The 15,015-nt window shown below is 71.0% G+C and carries 15 protein-coding genes, 1 tRNA gene and 3 pseudogenes; 9 read left to right on the top strand and 10 right to left on the bottom strand.

The window, feature by feature from the left end:
• Positions 1-52: 52 nt before the first annotated feature.
• The 3 genes from IE308_RS27840 to IE308_RS27830 form a co-directional block, all read right to left on the bottom strand.
• The gene (locus IE308_RS27840) at positions 53-901 is read right to left on the bottom strand and encodes a MerR family transcriptional regulator (protein WP_373314603.1); all 849 of its coding nucleotides are present in this window, start codon (positions 899-901) and stop codon (positions 53-55) included.
• 71 nt (positions 902-972) lie between these two features.
• Positions 973-1,479 (bottom strand): glutathione peroxidase, encoded by a 507-nt coding sequence (locus IE308_RS27835; RefSeq protein WP_190220030.1) that lies wholly within the window; start codon positions 1,477-1,479, stop codon positions 973-975.
• A 9-nt stretch (positions 1,480-1,488) separates the two neighbouring features.
• Positions 1,489-2,598 (bottom strand): ArsR/SmtB family transcription factor, encoded by a 1,110-nt coding sequence (locus IE308_RS27830; RefSeq protein WP_190220029.1) that lies wholly within the window; start codon positions 2,596-2,598, stop codon positions 1,489-1,491.
• A 78-nt stretch (positions 2,599-2,676) separates the two neighbouring features.
• Between IE308_RS27830 and IE308_RS27825 the strand changes: the two genes are divergently transcribed.
• Entirely contained in the window at positions 2,677-3,993 is a 1,317-nt protein-coding gene (locus IE308_RS27825; protein ID WP_229909183.1) for an MFS transporter, read from the top strand.
• On the opposite strand, the pseudogene IE308_RS37500 reads toward IE308_RS27825, so the two are convergent.
• Positions 3,939-4,577, bottom strand: a pseudogene (locus IE308_RS37500) (SCO4225 family membrane protein); the annotation flags it as partial. The gene IE308_RS27825 and the pseudogene IE308_RS37500 sit on opposite strands and share 55 nt — an antisense overlap.
• Positions 4,578-4,744: 167 nt before the next feature.
• Complete coding sequence (locus tag IE308_RS27815; protein WP_190220027.1) at positions 4,745-5,227, bottom strand: hypothetical protein; 483 nt, start codon at positions 5,225-5,227, stop codon at positions 4,745-4,747.
• A gap of 98 nt (positions 5,228-5,325) precedes the next feature.
• Here IE308_RS27815 and IE308_RS27810 point away from each other — a divergent pair, with 98 nt between their 5' ends.
• From IE308_RS27810 to IE308_RS27795, 4 genes and pseudogenes are all read left to right on the top strand, one after another.
• Complete coding sequence (locus IE308_RS27810) at positions 5,326-5,838, top strand: hypothetical protein (protein ID WP_190220026.1); 513 nt, start codon at positions 5,326-5,328, stop codon at positions 5,836-5,838.
• Between the two features lie 19 nt (positions 5,839-5,857).
• Positions 5,858-6,100: a hypothetical protein gene (locus IE308_RS27805; protein WP_190220025.1), complete on the top strand. Its 243-nt coding sequence runs from the start codon at positions 5,858-5,860 to the stop codon at positions 6,098-6,100.
• Entirely contained in the window at positions 6,097-6,477 is a 381-nt protein-coding gene (locus IE308_RS27800; protein WP_190220024.1) for a hypothetical protein, read from the top strand. Before IE308_RS27805 ends, IE308_RS27800 begins: the two co-directional genes overlap by 4 nt.
• 433 nt (positions 6,478-6,910) lie before the next feature.
• Positions 6,911-7,453, top strand: a pseudogene (locus tag IE308_RS27795) (flavoprotein); the annotation flags it as partial.
• Between the two features lie 109 nt (positions 7,454-7,562).
• On the opposite strand, the gene IE308_RS27790 reads toward IE308_RS27795, so the two are convergent.
• On the bottom strand, positions 7,563-7,709 hold the full coding sequence (locus IE308_RS27790; protein WP_190220023.1) for a hypothetical protein: 147 nt from the start codon (positions 7,707-7,709) through the stop codon (positions 7,563-7,565).
• A gap of 165 nt (positions 7,710-7,874) precedes the next feature.
• Here IE308_RS27790 and IE308_RS37070 point away from each other — a divergent pair, with 165 nt between their 5' ends.
• The 3 genes and pseudogenes from IE308_RS37070 to IE308_RS37615 all read left to right on the top strand — a co-directional run.
• Entirely contained in the window at positions 7,875-8,642 is a 768-nt protein-coding gene (locus IE308_RS37070) for a DnaB-like helicase N-terminal domain-containing protein (RefSeq protein WP_229909174.1), read from the top strand.
• Positions 8,643-8,826: 184 nt separating this feature from the next.
• On the top strand, positions 8,827-9,453 hold the full coding sequence (locus tag IE308_RS27780; protein WP_190220022.1) for a hypothetical protein: 627 nt from the start codon (positions 8,827-8,829) through the stop codon (positions 9,451-9,453).
• A gap of 389 nt (positions 9,454-9,842) precedes the next feature.
• Positions 9,843-10,696, top strand: a pseudogene (locus tag IE308_RS37615) (tyrosine-type recombinase/integrase); the annotation flags it as partial.
• A 97-nt stretch (positions 10,697-10,793) separates the two neighbouring features.
• Here the strand turns inward: IE308_RS37615 and IE308_RS27770 are convergent.
• Positions 10,794-10,866, bottom strand: a tRNA-Arg gene (locus IE308_RS27770).
• A gap of 89 nt (positions 10,867-10,955) precedes the next feature.
• A complete protein-coding gene (locus tag IE308_RS27765) occupies positions 10,956-11,225 on the bottom strand; it encodes a GntR family transcriptional regulator (RefSeq protein WP_190220021.1) in 270 nt (89 codons plus the stop codon).
• Between the two features lie 364 nt (positions 11,226-11,589).
• Here IE308_RS27765 and IE308_RS27760 point away from each other — a divergent pair, with 364 nt between their 5' ends.
• Positions 11,590-11,814: a hypothetical protein gene (locus IE308_RS27760; RefSeq protein ID WP_229909173.1), complete on the top strand. Its 225-nt coding sequence runs from the start codon at positions 11,590-11,592 to the stop codon at positions 11,812-11,814.
• Between the two features lie 31 nt (positions 11,815-11,845).
• Here IE308_RS27760 and IE308_RS27755 read toward each other — a convergent pair whose 3' ends face one another.
• Entirely contained in the window at positions 11,846-13,432 is a 1,587-nt protein-coding gene (locus IE308_RS27755) for a helix-turn-helix domain-containing protein (protein ID WP_190220019.1), read from the bottom strand.
• 111 nt (positions 13,433-13,543) lie between these two features.
• Positions 13,544-14,845 (bottom strand): M6 family metalloprotease domain-containing protein, encoded by a 1,302-nt coding sequence (locus IE308_RS27750; RefSeq protein ID WP_190220018.1) that lies wholly within the window; start codon positions 14,843-14,845, stop codon positions 13,544-13,546.
• Positions 14,846-15,015: the final 170 nt, after the last annotated feature.

Below are 15,015 nucleotides of genomic sequence, written 5' to 3'. Positions count from 1 at the left end.
CGGCCGCCGTACTGACGGCGTGGCCGCCGTACTCACCGCACGGCCGCGACGGTCACCTCACCGGGAACGCCACGTCGCACACCGGGTCCTCGGGCCCGGCCGCCTCCCAGTCCGCGAAGTAGACCTCCCGGCACGGACCGTCGTACGACAGCCCCCGCGTCCCGATCCACGCCTCCACCGCCTCGAACGCGGCGAGGATCTGCGGGAAGGCGACCTGGCTCTTGCCGATCCGGGTGAAGGCGAGCCGCCGCGCGGGCTCCACGCGCACGGTCGTCTCCCTCGCCCGCCCCTGCCGCTCCGCCCACGCCCGCGCGGCCGCCTCGTCGGCGACCGGCACGCAGGACTCCGCCGGCCCGTCGCTGTCCATGGACACATCGGAGTGGTAGACCACGAACGGCGCCCCGGCGACGCCACCGCACTCCCGCGCCGCCGCCTCCAGCCGGCCCATCGACGCGCCGATCCACGTGGGCAGTTCGTCGGCCAGCACATGCCGCTTCTCGCAGAGCACCACCTGCGCGGGCACGTCGACCGTCTCCACCGCGAACTTCTCGTACATCTCCGCACTCCTGCCTGACAGACGCGCACGGAGGAATGCGGCGAGCGTGCGCTGCGCCGCGAACCGGGCCTCAGCATCCGCCCAGTACGCCGCCAGCCGCTCCGCGCCGAGCGGTTCGGCCGCCGCCAGCACCTCGGCGACGACGGCCAGCGGCATGTCGAGCCGCCGCAGCAGGGCGACCGTACGGGCCCGCTCGATCTGCCCGGCCCGGTAGTAGCGGTAGCCGCTGACCGGGTCGACGTACGCGGGCGCGAGCAGCCCGAGCCGGTCGTACAGCCGCAGGGCCTTCGCCGACAGGCGCGCCCGCGCCGCGAACACGCCGATGGTGAGCAGATCGTCGTCCACGCCCTCATCCTCCGCCACCGGACGCCGATCGCCCGGTGGCAGGGACGCTCCTGCCTGCCCCAGGGGCAAGGTCAAGCGGAGAGCCGGGCCTCCACGGCGGTGACGATCTCGTCCGCGTCGGGCTCGGTCTGCGGCGAGAAGCGGGCCACGACCGACCCGTCCCGGCCGAGGAGGAACTTCTCGAAGTTCCAGCGGATGTCGCCGGTGTGCCCCTCGGCGTCCGGGAAGTCGACCAGGCGGGCGTACAGCGGGTGCCGGTTCTCGCCGTTGACCTCGACCTTCTCGGTCATCGGGAACGTCACGCCGTACGTCGCCGAGCAGAACTCGGCGATCTCCTCCGCGTTGCCCGGCTCCTGCCCGAGGAACTGGTTGCAGGGCACGCCGAGCACGGTGAAGCCACGGCCGGAGTACTGCTCGTGCAGCTTCTCCAGGCCGGCGTACTGCGGGGTCAGACCGCACCTGGAGGCCACGTTCACGATGAGGACGACCTGGCCCGCGTACTGCGCGAGGTCGGCGGAACCGCCGGTCAGGGCGCCGATCTCGACGCCGAGGGGAGAGGAACTGATGTCAGTGGTCATGGGCGGATGCTAACTCCCGGGGGCGGGGCGTTCCCGGGCCGAGCCGTCCGCCGGCGCGTGGGCCGCCCCCTGGGTCGCCCCCTCCGCCCCCTCGGTCGTCCCGTCGACCGCCGTCCCCTCAGCCCCTCCCTCCGCCGCCCCGGTCGTCGTCCCCTCCGCCGCCTCGACGAGGACGTTCCCGGCCGCCGTCCGCGCGTACAGCACCGAGCGGCCCGCCCGCCCCCGCTCCACCAGGCCCGCGTCCAGCAGCACCCGCAGATGCCGGCCGACCGAGCCCAGCCCCTGCCCGGTCAGCGCGACCAGCTGGGTCGTGCTGAGCGGGGTGCGGAGCAGGACCAGCACCCGGGCCCGGCCCGGGCCGAGCAGCGCGGACAGGGCCGCGGACACCGGCGTACGGGCCGGGTCGCCGGCCAGGGCGCCCGCGCACGCGTACACCACCGCGTACCGCGACCGCGACGGCTCCTCCCACGACACCCACCCGGTCTGCGGTGTCACCGGCACCAGCAGCAGCTCCGCGTCGGCCACCTCACGCGGCGGGTACTCGTGCAGGTTGATCTGCCACCGGCTCTCGCCGAGCCACCGCGTCCCCGGCCGCAGCGAGTCCAGTACGGCCGCCCAGCCGGCCCGCCCGGCCTGCGCGGTCCGCGCGACCACATCGGCCTCCAGCACGCGCCGGCGCCGGTCCCAGGTCGGCCGTACCGTCTGCTCCCACACCCACTCCAGCAGCGCCGCCGCCCGCTCGGGCAGGTCGTCCCGCTCCAGTGCGGCGGGCAGCGGGCCGGCCAGGGAGACCCGCACGTGCGCGCGGGCCGCCGCCGGGTCGGCCGCCCGGATCCGGGCGAGCCCGTCGGCGAACGTCTCCCCGTCGCGGGGCGTCGGCGTGAGGAAGTCGGCGATCCAGTCCCGCCCGAGCCCGGCCCGCACGAGCCGCGCGGTGAGCGGATCGGCGGCCAGCAGCGCCAGGTAGCCGGGCCGGTGCAGCCGCAGCCAGTCCTGCTCCCCGGGGTGCGCCCCGGTCCCCGCGTGCAGCAGCTTCAGACAGGCGAAGGTCTCGGCGAGCGGGGAGATCAGGAAGCGGCTGCGGGCGAGCGTCTCGGCGTTGATCTGCCACCAGCCCACAGTGCACCGCCTCTCTGGGGTTTCGCGCCTGTGCGAAACAGTAACGGCCGGAAGAACGTGGCTCCGAGACTCCGGTGCATGCGCAGTTACCGAGAGCTGTTCCGCACCCCGGAGTTCACGCCGTTCTTCGTCTCCGCCGCCGCCCGCACCGCCGCCCAGACGATCAGCGGTCTGGCCCTGGGCACGCTCGTCTACCGGGCCACCGGCTCCCCGCTGCTGTCCGCGGTCAGCATGTTCGGCCCGCAACTGGCGCAGATGCTCGGCGCGACCTTCCTGATGTCGGGTGCCGACCGGCTGCCCCCGCGGTCCACTCTGACCGGCATCCAGCTCGCCACCGCGGCCGGCACGGCCCTGCTCGCGCTGCCCGGTCTGCCGATCGGGGTGGTCTTCGCGGTCGTCTTCGCGGAGGGCCTGATCGCCTCCCTGGGCGGCGGGGTCCGCTGGGGCCTGCTCAACGAGATCCTCACCAAGGAGGGGTATCTGCTGGGCCGGTCGGTGTTCAACATGCTCACCGGCCTGATGCAGGTCGCCGGTTACGCCACCGGCGGCGCCCTGCTGACGTTCCTGTCCCCGCAGGCCTGCCTGCTCCTCGCGGCGGCCCTGTCCGTCGCGTCGGCCCTGGTCACCCGCTTCGGCCTGACCGCCCGCCCGCCGCGCGCCTCGGGCCGCCCGTCGGTCGCCGCGACCTGGCGCACCAACGCCCTCCTGTGGTCCTCGCGCCCCCGCCGCCTGACCCTCCTCGGCCTGTGGGTGCCCAACGGCCTGGTCGTCGGCTGCGAATCCCTCTACGTCTCCTACGACCCCGGCGCCGCGGGCGCGCTGTACGCGAGCGCGGCGCTGGGCATGTTCGTCGGCGACGTGACCGTGGGCCGCCTGGTACCGCCCGGCCGGCGGCCCCGGTTGGGGGTGCCGCTCCTGCTCCTGCTGGCGACGCCGTACCTCTTCTTCGCCCTGGACCCCGGGGTGCCGTTGGCGGCGGCCGCCGCGGCCCTGGCCTCGATCGGCTTCGGCGCGAGCCTCGTCCAGCAGGAACGGCTGGTGGCCCTCACCCCGGACCACCTGGCCGGCCACGTCCTGGGCCTGCAGTCGTCCGGCACGATGACCCTCCAGGGCGTGAGCGCGGCACTGGCGGGCACGGTCGCGCAGGTCACCTCGCCCGGGGTGGCGATGACGGTGATGGCGGCGGCGTCGCTCGCGGTGACGGGCGCGCTGACGTGGGCGGGGAAGGGGGAGGACGAGAGGACCGGTCAGTGCTCCGCTCAGGCGGCGGGGTGGGGTTCCCGCGCCGCTCGCAGCCTGCGGGCGAGCAGGCCGAGCAGCACGGCGTTGACCAGCCCGGACAGTGCCGCCCCGAGGGAGAAGACCAGTGGGCTCAACCAGGCGACCGGGGAGTAGTACGCCACGGGCGACGACACCGCCATCGCGAGGATGCCGAACGGAGCCGTGGTCATGAGCGGCCAGATCCCGGCGAACCCGGGGTCCTGCAGCACGAGTTCGGCGTACAGGAAGAACCCGAGCGCCGCGGCGACCACGGCGAGGTACCCACGAGCGAGCCAGTTGTCCACGGCGGGCGCCAGCAGCCCCCGCACCCCAGCGGGGGCCGTGATGTGCGGGAGGGGCGCACGCGCGCCGGTCGATGCGGCGGTCGCGGTCCTCCTCGTGACGAGGGCGCCGAGCACGGCGGCGTTCACCAGGGCGCACAGGAGGAGCCACAGGCTGAAGACCACGACCGCCGCCACGTCGGCCGCCCCCTCGATCCCGGCGCCGGGGTCGAGAGGGAGGAACACGCCCAGGAAGGACAGTGGCGCGGTCAGCAGCAGAGGGCCCCCGGCGAAGGGGCTCTCCGGAAAGAGGAACATGACTGCGAAAGCGACGGCGAACACCGCGAGATAGCCCCGGGCGAGCCAGTTGCCCGATGCGAGCGCAACAAGTCGGCGCAGGCGCGGGAGGCGGCGGGGGCTGTGGGACGCATTCGGCATCGGTGGTTCCTCGGTTCGGTCCGTTGGTGATCTCCACGGTGGACCACGGGCCGCGCCCAGACATGAGTACGGCTACTCAACGGCGGTCCGGGGGCGGGTAGGCACGTGGGTGGAGTCCCGCCTGGCCCGCCGGGCCGGTTGATCGGATCCGACCCGACCCGTCGGAGTCAGACCGCCGACGCGGAGTCCCGCCGCCCCACCCGCTCCCACGCCAGCCACAAGGCTCGGGCGAGGGCCCACAGCAACAGGCCGGCGACGAGCGGGGCGCCGAGCATGATGACGAAACCGGCGCCGATGTTGGCGCCGATGACACCGGCCGTCAGGAGGCGCCAGCCGACGCCCGCGAGAACCCCCGCAACGGTCAGCGGGGCGAGCACCCCCCACCACCGGTGGTCGAAGGCGCCGCGCAGGGACGCCAGGACGAGCAGTGCCGCACCGGCGACGGCGAGGACGAGCGCGACACCCCCGAGGGCGGCTGCCGTGCCGTCGGAGATGTCCGGAGGCTGAAAGGCGTAATCCAGCTCAGACGACGGCAGTCCCTGCGCGTTCTGCTGCCCCATCAGGCCCCATACGGCGACGGGAGCGCCGACGACGAGCAGGACGGCGGCGACGAAGGTCAGGTGCGTGAGATGTGTTCCCCGTTTTCCCATACGTCCAGAGTGGGGGCGACAAGGTGCCGCCCGCATGAGCACGCGTACTCATCTGCGGCATATTGAACACGTTCAAAAAACCTGCCAGGATGCCGCCCATGACTCCCTGGAGAGCGGGGACGGCGGCGAAGAGGCGAGCCGTCCTGCTCGCGGCCTGCGTCCTCCCCCTGACCGCCTGCAACCCGCACCAATACGACGAGGTCCCGGCCGTCCACGACGCCCGCCCCACCGAACTGCCGGGCACCTGGCTGGGTTACGACCACACGACGGTCACCCTCACCCCCGACGGCAAGGCCACGATCAGCCTCCTGGACGGCCAGGAATTCGACTTCGACGAGGGTTGGCGCGTATCGGGCACAGGAACCTGGAAACTGACGACCCACCGCACCGGCTGGAACGACGGCCAGCACGTGAAGCTGACCCTGACGACCCGCACGGAGTCGACAACCCGCCCGGAGCCGACGCCGCGCACCGCCCCCGCCCCCAGCACCTACACCTGGACGTTCGAACTGAGACGCCCGGAAAAGAAGGCACTCCAGCTGTACTTCTTCTTCGGCGACCCGGACTCACGCAGCACGTACGTACTGGAACGGCAGGGAACGGACGCCTAGGCGTCGAAGGGGGAAAGGAATGCTCCTATTCCTGGCGATAGGTCTCATGCTGTTCAGCCTGGTCATCTGGTGGGCCGTGCTGGGACTGCATGCGCTGCTGCTCGGCCGGATGCCCGGCCGGCGGCTTGCCCGGCTGGTGAGGCACCCCAGACTGTGGGGTGCCGGCGCCCTGCTCATGCTGATGGGCGGCAATATCTCACCGTCCCTGTGCGTGGTCGGCGTCGGCCTGGTCGCCCTGGGGCACGTACGGGCACGCGCATGACGAGGCGCAGAGTACGACGCATGCTGGTGGGCGGCACGGAGTACGCCTGGTGCTTCGGGCACCGGCACGACCGGCTGCGGGGCTACGCCGGATGCAGCACCACGCTGACGCTGTGGCGTGCCGGGGACCGGTCCTGCCTGCGTCTGGTGTTCCGTCCGTCCCCCGACCGCGCCATAGCCGACGGCTACTTCGACGAGGGCGCGGTGGTCCGCCTGACAGACCGGGCATACCTGAACCTCCACGAGCCGGGCAGCGTACGGTCGCTGCTCGACGAGGCCGTGGCCCGCGGACTGCTTCCCACGAGCGGCCTGGTGGAGACGGACGGCTGGCCGCTTTTCGACGCGGTGAGACCACAAGGCCGGTCCGAGACCCCTTAGCCGGGGAGAGGTCAAAGGCCCCGGACCATGATCGGTCCGAGGCCTCGTCGGTGGTGCCCTCGGCAGGATTCGAACCTGCGAAACCGCTTTAGGAGAGAGGCTGGGTGACCTGCGGGCTGAGCTGCGGCTTCGCTGGCCGAGGAAGCGGGCGGCTACGCGACTGCGGGGCACCCGTGTTGACCGTGGCTGACCCCTGCATCTGGCACGGTTGTGGCACGAACCTCAGCCGACGACAGTCAGCCACGACGGCGGGTGGGACGACCAATCAGGCGCGCGTATGTCTCGCTGCACCCCCGGTGCCGACGCCGTCCACCAGAGCAAGCCACGACGGTCGGAACATTATGACGGCGCCTGAGCCTTCAGCTTGGGAAATTGAGGTGATTCAAGGACTCGCTGCGGGACTGACTTGGGGAGGATGGCTATCGACGCCTGCACTGAGGTGATCGAGCGCGACGACGGCCGCCTGGTCCTGGTCGCCGAGGACGGCCGCCGCCTGGAGCCGGTGGACGAGGTGATCGTGCTGACCGGCTTGCGCCCCGACCTCTCGTTCCACTCGGAGATCCGCTTCGGCCTGGACGAACGCCTTCAGGCGCCGACCGCGCTCGCTCCGCTGATCAACCCGAACCAGCGCTCCTGCGGCACCGTCTACCCGCACGGCCACCAGGAGCTGGCCTATCCGGAACAGGGGGCCTACCTGGTCGGCATGAAGCCCTACGGCCGAGCCCCTACGTTCCTCGCGATGACCGGCTATGAGCAGGTCCGCTCAGTCGTGGCCGCCCTCGCCGGCGACCTCGAGTCCGCCAACCGCGTCGAACTCATCCTCCCAGAAACCGGGCGGGGTGCGCGGCGGAGCGGGCCTGTTCGACGCCCCGAGGCAGCCCAGACGGGCGGCGGATGCTGCGCCCCGGCAGCCCAACTGATCCAGCTCGGGGCCGGTACACCTGCCGAAGAAGCGGCGGCGGGCGGCTGCTGCTGATCGTGACCAGTCTCAACACCCGGAGACTCGGGGCCGCGACCGGATCGGGGAATCGGTTGCGGCCCCGTGCTGCCTCAGGTCCGTGCTGAGCTAGCCGAGCCTATTGGAACTACCTGCGCAAGAGCTCGTGCAGAAGGGCGACGACGGCAACGGCCGTACCAAGGGCCGCCCCTAGTGCCGGGTGCTCCAAAACCACATAGACCGTGAAGGCCGCGACGAGCATGAGCAGGAGGGTTCGGGTGCTGGTCTTGTTCATCTGGCCTCTCCATGTAGGTCATTCACTTGGAGTCATCGTCAGCACCCGCGGGACGCCCATTACAGGTTTTTACGGCCCCACGTGATCTTTTACAGCTCCTGACAGATCATGACGCCCGGTGACATCATGGGCAGGTCACACGTGGGAGACGACTAGGGGGATCGCGTGCCACAGTGGCTCAGGCCAAAGCTTCCCGAAGGACCCCTTCGGAACCTCAACCGCGAACTCCATGTGCTGCATGGCAAGGCGGGATACCCCTCGGCCCGGAAGCTCTACCTGGCCGTGGACAAGGTCGTCAGCCATACCAACATCCACCACGCCTTCATCAAGCCCGCTCTGCCCTCGTGGGGAGTGGTCGAGGTGATCGTTGAGCAGTTGGCTCTCCAGGCTCGCCCGCGCCTTGCGGCTGAGGCAGAGGTCAACCGCTTCAAGGCTCTGTGGGACGAGGCGCATGTCTGGGTTGCGGCCTCACCAAAAGTTGGCGAGCCGGTGGCACCACCAGTGAGCCTGCAGGCGTCCGATTCCGGGACGGTTCGCTCGACATCCCTCCCCGGTGCGCTTCTCAACCGGAACCGGTTGATTTACGAGGCCATCGTCGACCTCCATAGGGCGGGGAAGCCTGTGGGTGTACCTCAAGTCGCCGCAGAGCTCGACAGGCGAGGACAGCTCGAATTCTGTGGTGGTGAAGACTACTTGTTCGAGTGTGTGAAGGTCTCCACCAAGGGCGCATACGACGCGGGGATGAATATCTCGGACTTCGCTGCCCTGAATGCGCGTAAGGTGCATCTTGCGGCCAAAGCGCGAGAAGAGCTGCTGATCTCGGTGTTCCAGCACGGCTCGGACGCTGAGCGAGTGCGCGAAGCTTTGGTCCGGGTTACGGAGCTACATCCACACTGGGGCCGCCAACAGGGTGGGAACGGCACTTTGGCATGACTCCGCTTTCGGGCGGCCGCGTCGCCAACCCGCTGCAGCACGAAAGCAGTTCGGCCCGCGCAGCAACGACTGAGCCCGTGCCGGTTCCCAGTCTGGCCTCGAAGCGGACATGGAGACGCTGGGTGACCTCGGCCGACAGCAAAAGTGATGGTTCGAGGGCAGCCTGAACCGGCAAGATGTGTGTATGTCGGACGACTGGCCCCCACCTGGGCACTCCTTCTATTACCGCATGGATACCCACCTAGATGGTGGGCCGTCCTTCAGCATGGACGTTGCGCTTCCGAGTGCCAGACCAACGGCTGACATCTCCACCTTTAGATTGGGTCGCCATGGCGGGCCGAACGAATCAGACCTCGCGTTCCGCGAGCGTCTTTACAGCCTGATCGGAGCCATCGTGGTGGCCGGGGGCCACGTAGAGGCGGCCATGAAGCGTCTCATCTTGCTTCTCAAGGGGGACGAAGGTGGTTTCTCGGTGGTCGACAAGACCTGGACGGACCTGCACAAGCTGCTGGTGACGCAATCGCGCCGAAGCATTCCACAGGCCGCTGCGCTGGCAGAGGTCCTCAAGTGGGGCGACGACCACGAGCTCAAGCGACGCCGTGACGATGCCGTTCATGCGTCGTGGTGGAACTGGGACGGCGTGGGCGTGATCAGGTCGCGATTCTTTCGGAAGCAGGACGGCGCCAGCATCGTGGGCTCCTTCGAAGGCTTGGAGGAGGACGCACGGTTGCTCTTCGAGTACGCCCAGAAGCTCGATGTGCTCCTCGGGGCGGATTGGCCTCAAGCGAGACTCCCGCGACAAAGCTCCTGATCGAGTGCCAAGGTCGGCGGAGCGGCTTTGGGCTGGAGCTGCTTTGGCGCGAGTGATCATGGCCCCGTAAGCTTCCGGCGCGTCGGGCAGTCTGTGGACCTGCCCGGTAAAACACGACGTTGGGGCCGTGATTTTCGAGGCTCGCGCCAAAGTGGCTGCCTAAAGCCGTGAAGCCGACCGCCCAAGCCACGACGTACCCCTTCTCTGGCATCAGGCGACTGATTGCCGTGAGCGCGGCACGGGTGCCGGCCGGGCTGGAGTGGGACGGAGGCAGGAGCGCAGGCGGGCCGGGGGCCGGGCCGCGCGCGGTGAGCGGAGCGAGCCGCCGCGAACCCGTAGAGAAAGTTGTAACTCAGTCTGTGCGGTGGGGCTTGAAGCTGTGTGCAGCGCGGAACCAGTCGGTGATGCGGCTGCATATCCTGCCCCCCTTCGGGGCCGGGACGGTGGCCGACGTGACGACTGCTCGTGTGCGAAGTTGGCGTGGCAAGCTCCTGGCGGCCGGCGTCGGTGAGCCGTCGGTCGTCAAGGCGTACCAGTTGCTGCGGGCTCTGATGAACACGGCCGTGGACGACGAGCTGATCCGGCGCAACCCGTGCCGCATCAAGGGTGCGGACCGTTACGACGTGCCCGAGCGGCCGGTCCTCACGGTCGCGGAGGTCTTCGCCGTCGCCGACTCCATTGCGCCGCGCTACCGGCTGCTCGTGCTCCTGGCGGCCTTCACCACCCTGCGGTTCGGGGAGCTGGCGGCCCTCCGGCGCCGGGACATCGACCTGGACGGGCTGACGGTCACCGTGCGCCGCGCTCAGGCCGAGCTGCAGGACGGCCGGCTCTTCGACAAGGCGCCAAATCCGCGGCCGGGGTGCGCTCCGTCTCCTTCCCGGCCGAACTCCTCGACGCGGTCACGCACCACCTGGAGCACTTCGCCGCTCCCGGCAGTGACGGACACGTCTTCATCGGCCCCCAGGGCGGACAACTGCGGCGAAGCAACTTCCGGGACGACTGGGTCAAGGCCCGGAAGGCCGCGGGCGTCACGGCCGAGCTGCACTTCCACGATCTTCGGCACACGGGCAACACGCTGGCCTCCACGGCAGGGGCCAGCACGCGGGAGCGGATGACCCGCATGGGCCACAGCAGCTCACGGGCCGCGCTGATCTACCAGCACATGACCAGCGACCGTGACCGGGCCATCGCCGACCGGCTCGGGGCCATGATCCGGGGCGGTGGGGGAGCGGCCTCCGGCTAGGGGATGTGGACACTAGTGGCACGCGTGTGGCACGACCGCTGAAACGACGAAGGGCCGGCCTGGGAGGAAACCCCTCCTGAGCTGGCCCTTCTGCCTGTGCCCCCGGCAGGATTCGAACCTGCGACACCCGCTTTAGGAGAGCGGTGCTCTATCCCCTGAGCTACGAAGGCGTGGCCGGCAGCCGGGTGCCCGGCTGACTTAGGACAGGGTAGCGGATGCGTCCGGGCGGGGGATGGAGCGAGGTGGCCTCGTCGGGGCTCTACTCGGAGGCCTCCGTCGGCAGGGGGTCCGCCACGAACGTTCCCAGGCCGACCTCGCCGCGTGTCCAGCCCTGCTCCCGTACGTGCCGCATGGCCTTCGCCGCCGTGGCGTTCACCACGCCGAACTCCTGGGCGATCTCCAAGGTGGACGGCACGCGGCTGCCGGGTGGATACGTGCCGCTCTTGATGCGCCGGATGATCTCCGCTGCGATCTGTCGCCAGAGCGGGCGGGTGCGGTCGAGATCTATGGCGCCAGCGTGGGTGACCACGGACTTCCGCGCATCCGTAGTTATCCACGGTTATCCACGCTATCTTGGAGCGGACACACAGCGGCCCCGGGAGGAAGCGGCTACTTCCTGGCCGGGGCCTCAGCCGACTGAGTAGGAGTCGACCTATGCGCAGCCTAGTGGCCGCGGTTCTGCAGTTACTGTTCCCTGCCCGAGGGGCCCATCGGAGCCTCTCCGTAGCAGTGCCCTCGGGGGCGGTTGACCTTGGCTGCCCGCCCCCGCGCCCCGCGCGGCCCCCTGTCGAGGTCGTGTTCGTCGACGGGCTTCCGCTGGTCCGGCCCTATGTCCTCCTCGCCGAATGGGGGGTGGTCGTGTGAGTTCCCGGTCGAGGCCCCGGAGCATCGGTGTGGACCCCGCCACCGGGAAGGAGGCCTTCGTCGTCGCCGAACCCGGTGGGTTTCTCGAGGGGCTGGCCGATCGGCATGTCCTCGAGACCGCCGCCGTGCTCGTGGCCGTCGTGGGGTCCGTACTGGAGGACGGGAGGGCCTGCGATGTCGAACTGGCCGCCTTTGTGCGGCCGTTGCACGCCGCCCTTGAGGAGTGTGTCGGTGTGATGGCCGAGTGGGGCTGAGAGGGGGTGGGTCGGCGGGTGCTCCTGGGCGTCAGGTCAGGCGTACCCGCGTGAAGCGGGACGCCGTGTGCAGGTCCTGTTCGATCGCGCGTGCCGTGGTGAGGAGTTCCGGGAGGAGGGTCCGCTCGCACTCCTCCCGGGTGCGGCGGGCCGCGTGGGTGGCCGTCGTCAGGGCCGCGATCGCCGTGCCGCTCGTGTCGTGCACGGGGACCGAGAGCGTCCGCAGACCCGCTTCCAGTTCCGCGTCCTCGACGGCGTGGGGGAGGGCCGCGCGCAGGACGCGGCCCGCCGACGTTTCCGTGGAGGGGAGTGGGTGGCGCAAGGGGAGGTCCGCGCTCATCACTCTGTGGTGCGTGGCGCGGGCCACGTACACGATCTCGCCGGACCTGGGGGTGTCGACCGCCAGCGCCGTGGATTCCTGGATGCGGGCCGTCAGGTCGTTCAGGTGCGGCGTGGCGATCTCCGGGAGTGTGGTGCGCGAGAGGGGCGGGAAGCCCAGGGCGAGGACACGGGGGGTCAGGGAGAACGCGGCGGCCTCCTGGGACACCAGACCCATGTGCTCGTAAGTGATGAGGGCTCGGCGGGCCGTGGCCCGGGCCAGGCCCGTCGCCTTCGCCACCTCCGTCAGGGTCAGCCGGCCTCTGCCCTCGCCGAACGCCGTCAGGACCGTCAGACCCCGGGCCAGGGACTCGATGAAACCGCGGCCCAGTGCGTGCTTCGTCGCCGCCGCCCAGGTGGCCAGGGGAGCGTGGGGTGGGGGCGGGGTCGGCGCGGGCGGTGTGCGCAGGTCCTCCTCCATCGCCGTCACCGCCTCCCGCAGGCGTGGGAGGAGGGTCGTCGTCAGGTCGTCCGCCGCGTGGCGGCTCGTGTGGCTGACCACGCTCGCCACGCACGCCACGCGGCCGGTCCCGGGGTCCCGGACGGGGGCCGAGATCGCCACCAGGCCCGGTTCGATCAGCTGGTCGTCGAGGGCCCAGCCGTCCCGCGCCGCCTGCCGGGTGCGGCGGACGAAGTCATCGTCGGCGTGCGGGCGTTCGCGCGGGGGTACGGCGGGGAAGCCGTGGTCCCGCGGGTCCGCGGACCGGCGTGCCCGCCAGCGGTGCCAGTCGGTGTCCGTCCATTCCGTCGCGAACAGCGGGCCCGGCGCGGTGCGTTCGGCCGGCAGCAGGTCGCCGATGCTGAAGCTGAGGGAGAGGGCGCGGCGGCGGGTCGCCTGGTGGATGAAGCGGATGCCGTCGCGGTCGGCCACCGCCAGCGACACCGACTCGTCCAGCTCGTCGGCCAGCGCGTCGGCCCGGGCCGACAGCAGCGCGGGCAGGCGGAGGGCGGCCAGGTAGGCGTTGCCCAGTTCCATCACCCGGGGGGTCAGGGTCACGTCTCGGCCGTCTACGCGGACGTAGCCCATGCGCGCGAGCGTCGCCGTGATCCGGTCGACCGTGGAGCGGGCCAGGCCGGTCGCCCGTTCCAGCGCGCTCGGGCTGAGCGTGCCGCCCGCCTCCGTCAGCTCCCGCAGTACGGCCACTCCGCGGATCAGCGGAGTCACCGCCTCGTCCGGTACGGCGGACGGCGCGCTCGGCGCCGTCGCCTGGGCGGGCTCCGTCGGGGTCTTCGCGGGCATAGGGATCGGCTCTCCGGTGGGGCAGCCCGGCGTGCTCCTGTCGACGGGCGGTGCGTCCTACCGTAATCCGACAGGCGTCGGTGACCCGACGGTCGGCCCGACGGTCCCTGCCTACCCCCGCGTCACCCGCACCCGGTACGTCCCCGACACGTCCGCCGACGCCACCTCGACGCTGATCTTGCGGGCCGGGTCCTTGAAGGTCTCGCCGGGTGTGAAGGTGGCGTCGGAGAGTTCCGCGTGGACGTTCGGGCTGCGGGTGCAGCCCCCGCTGTCCTCGCGGGAGTCGAAGACGGTGACCGGGCCCATGCCCGTGTCGATGTCCGCGTCGACCCGGTACACGAGGACGCCCGGCCGGCACACCGCCTCGTCGTTGCCCTCGCGGGTGCGCAGTTCGAGGGCGTAGCCGGTACGGGCGTCCAGTGGGACGAAGACCAGCTTGCGGCCGCCCGGGCGGGCGAGCGGGGTGAGGGTGAACTCGGCCGTGCCGGTGCCCGAGGCGCAGCTGATCTGGCCGGCGTCCAGCCAGCCCAGCTTCCACTTGTGCCAGCCGAGCAGGTCGTTGTTGGCCCCCCAGTCCTCGCTCATGATGTCCCAGTGGCCGACGGCGCCCCCGCCCTCCTGGGTGTAGAGGTCGGGCAGGCCGAAGACATGGCCGTTCTCGTGCGGCAGCACCCGGTAGCCGGTGCGGTCGTAGGTGCCGGAGCCGTCGTCCTGCCGGGAGTAGACGAAGGAGGCGTTCGCCACGGGGACCCCGTCGGCGACCGGCGCGTCGGCGTTGCCCGCGAACGTCACCGACAGGACCGTGTCCAGCGCGGACGGGCCCGCGTTCGGGGTGACGAGCACGTTCAGCAGGTCGTAGTCCCGGAAGTCCACCTTCGCGTCCGCCGCCGCGATGATGTCCTGCACCAGCTCGCGGTAGCCCGGGTCGAAGGGGGCGCCGCGGTCTATGCCGTAGTCCAGGAACGCCTTCGGCATGCGCAGCCAGTCCTGGATGGGGGTCGAGGGGCGGTAGTCGAGGCGGCCGTAGGAGCTGGTGCGGAACCACTTGCGGGTCTGCGGGAAGAACTCGTGGAACCGGTCCATCGCCTTCCCCTGGCCCGGCGCGTCCGGGAAGTCGACCATCACCGTCAGGGCGCGCACGGTGCCGGTGGAGCGGGCGTAGCCGCCGGGGGTGGGGATGCCCTCCGACATCTGCACCGCCGGGTGGCCGTTGATCAGGCAGGGTCCGAGCGTCGAGGAACGGTCGAGCGCGGCGACCGGGCCCGCCCCGGCGGCCGTGCCGCCCGGCGCCAGATGCCCGGTTCCGGCCGAGGTGCTGACCGCCAGGGTCAGCGCGGACACGGAGGCGAGGGCGGCCACACGGCGCGGGCGTATCCGACGGCGGTTCCGGGATCGCTCAGGCTGCGGCTGCATGCAGGACCTTTCGCTCCAGGCAGCCGCCGGTCCCCGGCTGCACCCTTGCGATCACCCTCGGGGGGAGGACCTGCGGGCGCGCGCTGGCCTGGGCCGATCGTGGGTTTCCGGTGAGTAGCGGGGTGGCCCGACCACGGAGGAGGCGAGTCTGTGACTCAGGTCACAGGAAG

The organism is Streptomyces griseosporeus (assembly GCF_014656055.1).
Lineage (GTDB): Bacteria > Actinomycetota > Actinomycetes > Streptomycetales > Streptomycetaceae > Streptomyces > Streptomyces griseosporeus.
This window is presented reverse-complemented; position numbering and strand designations above follow the sequence as displayed.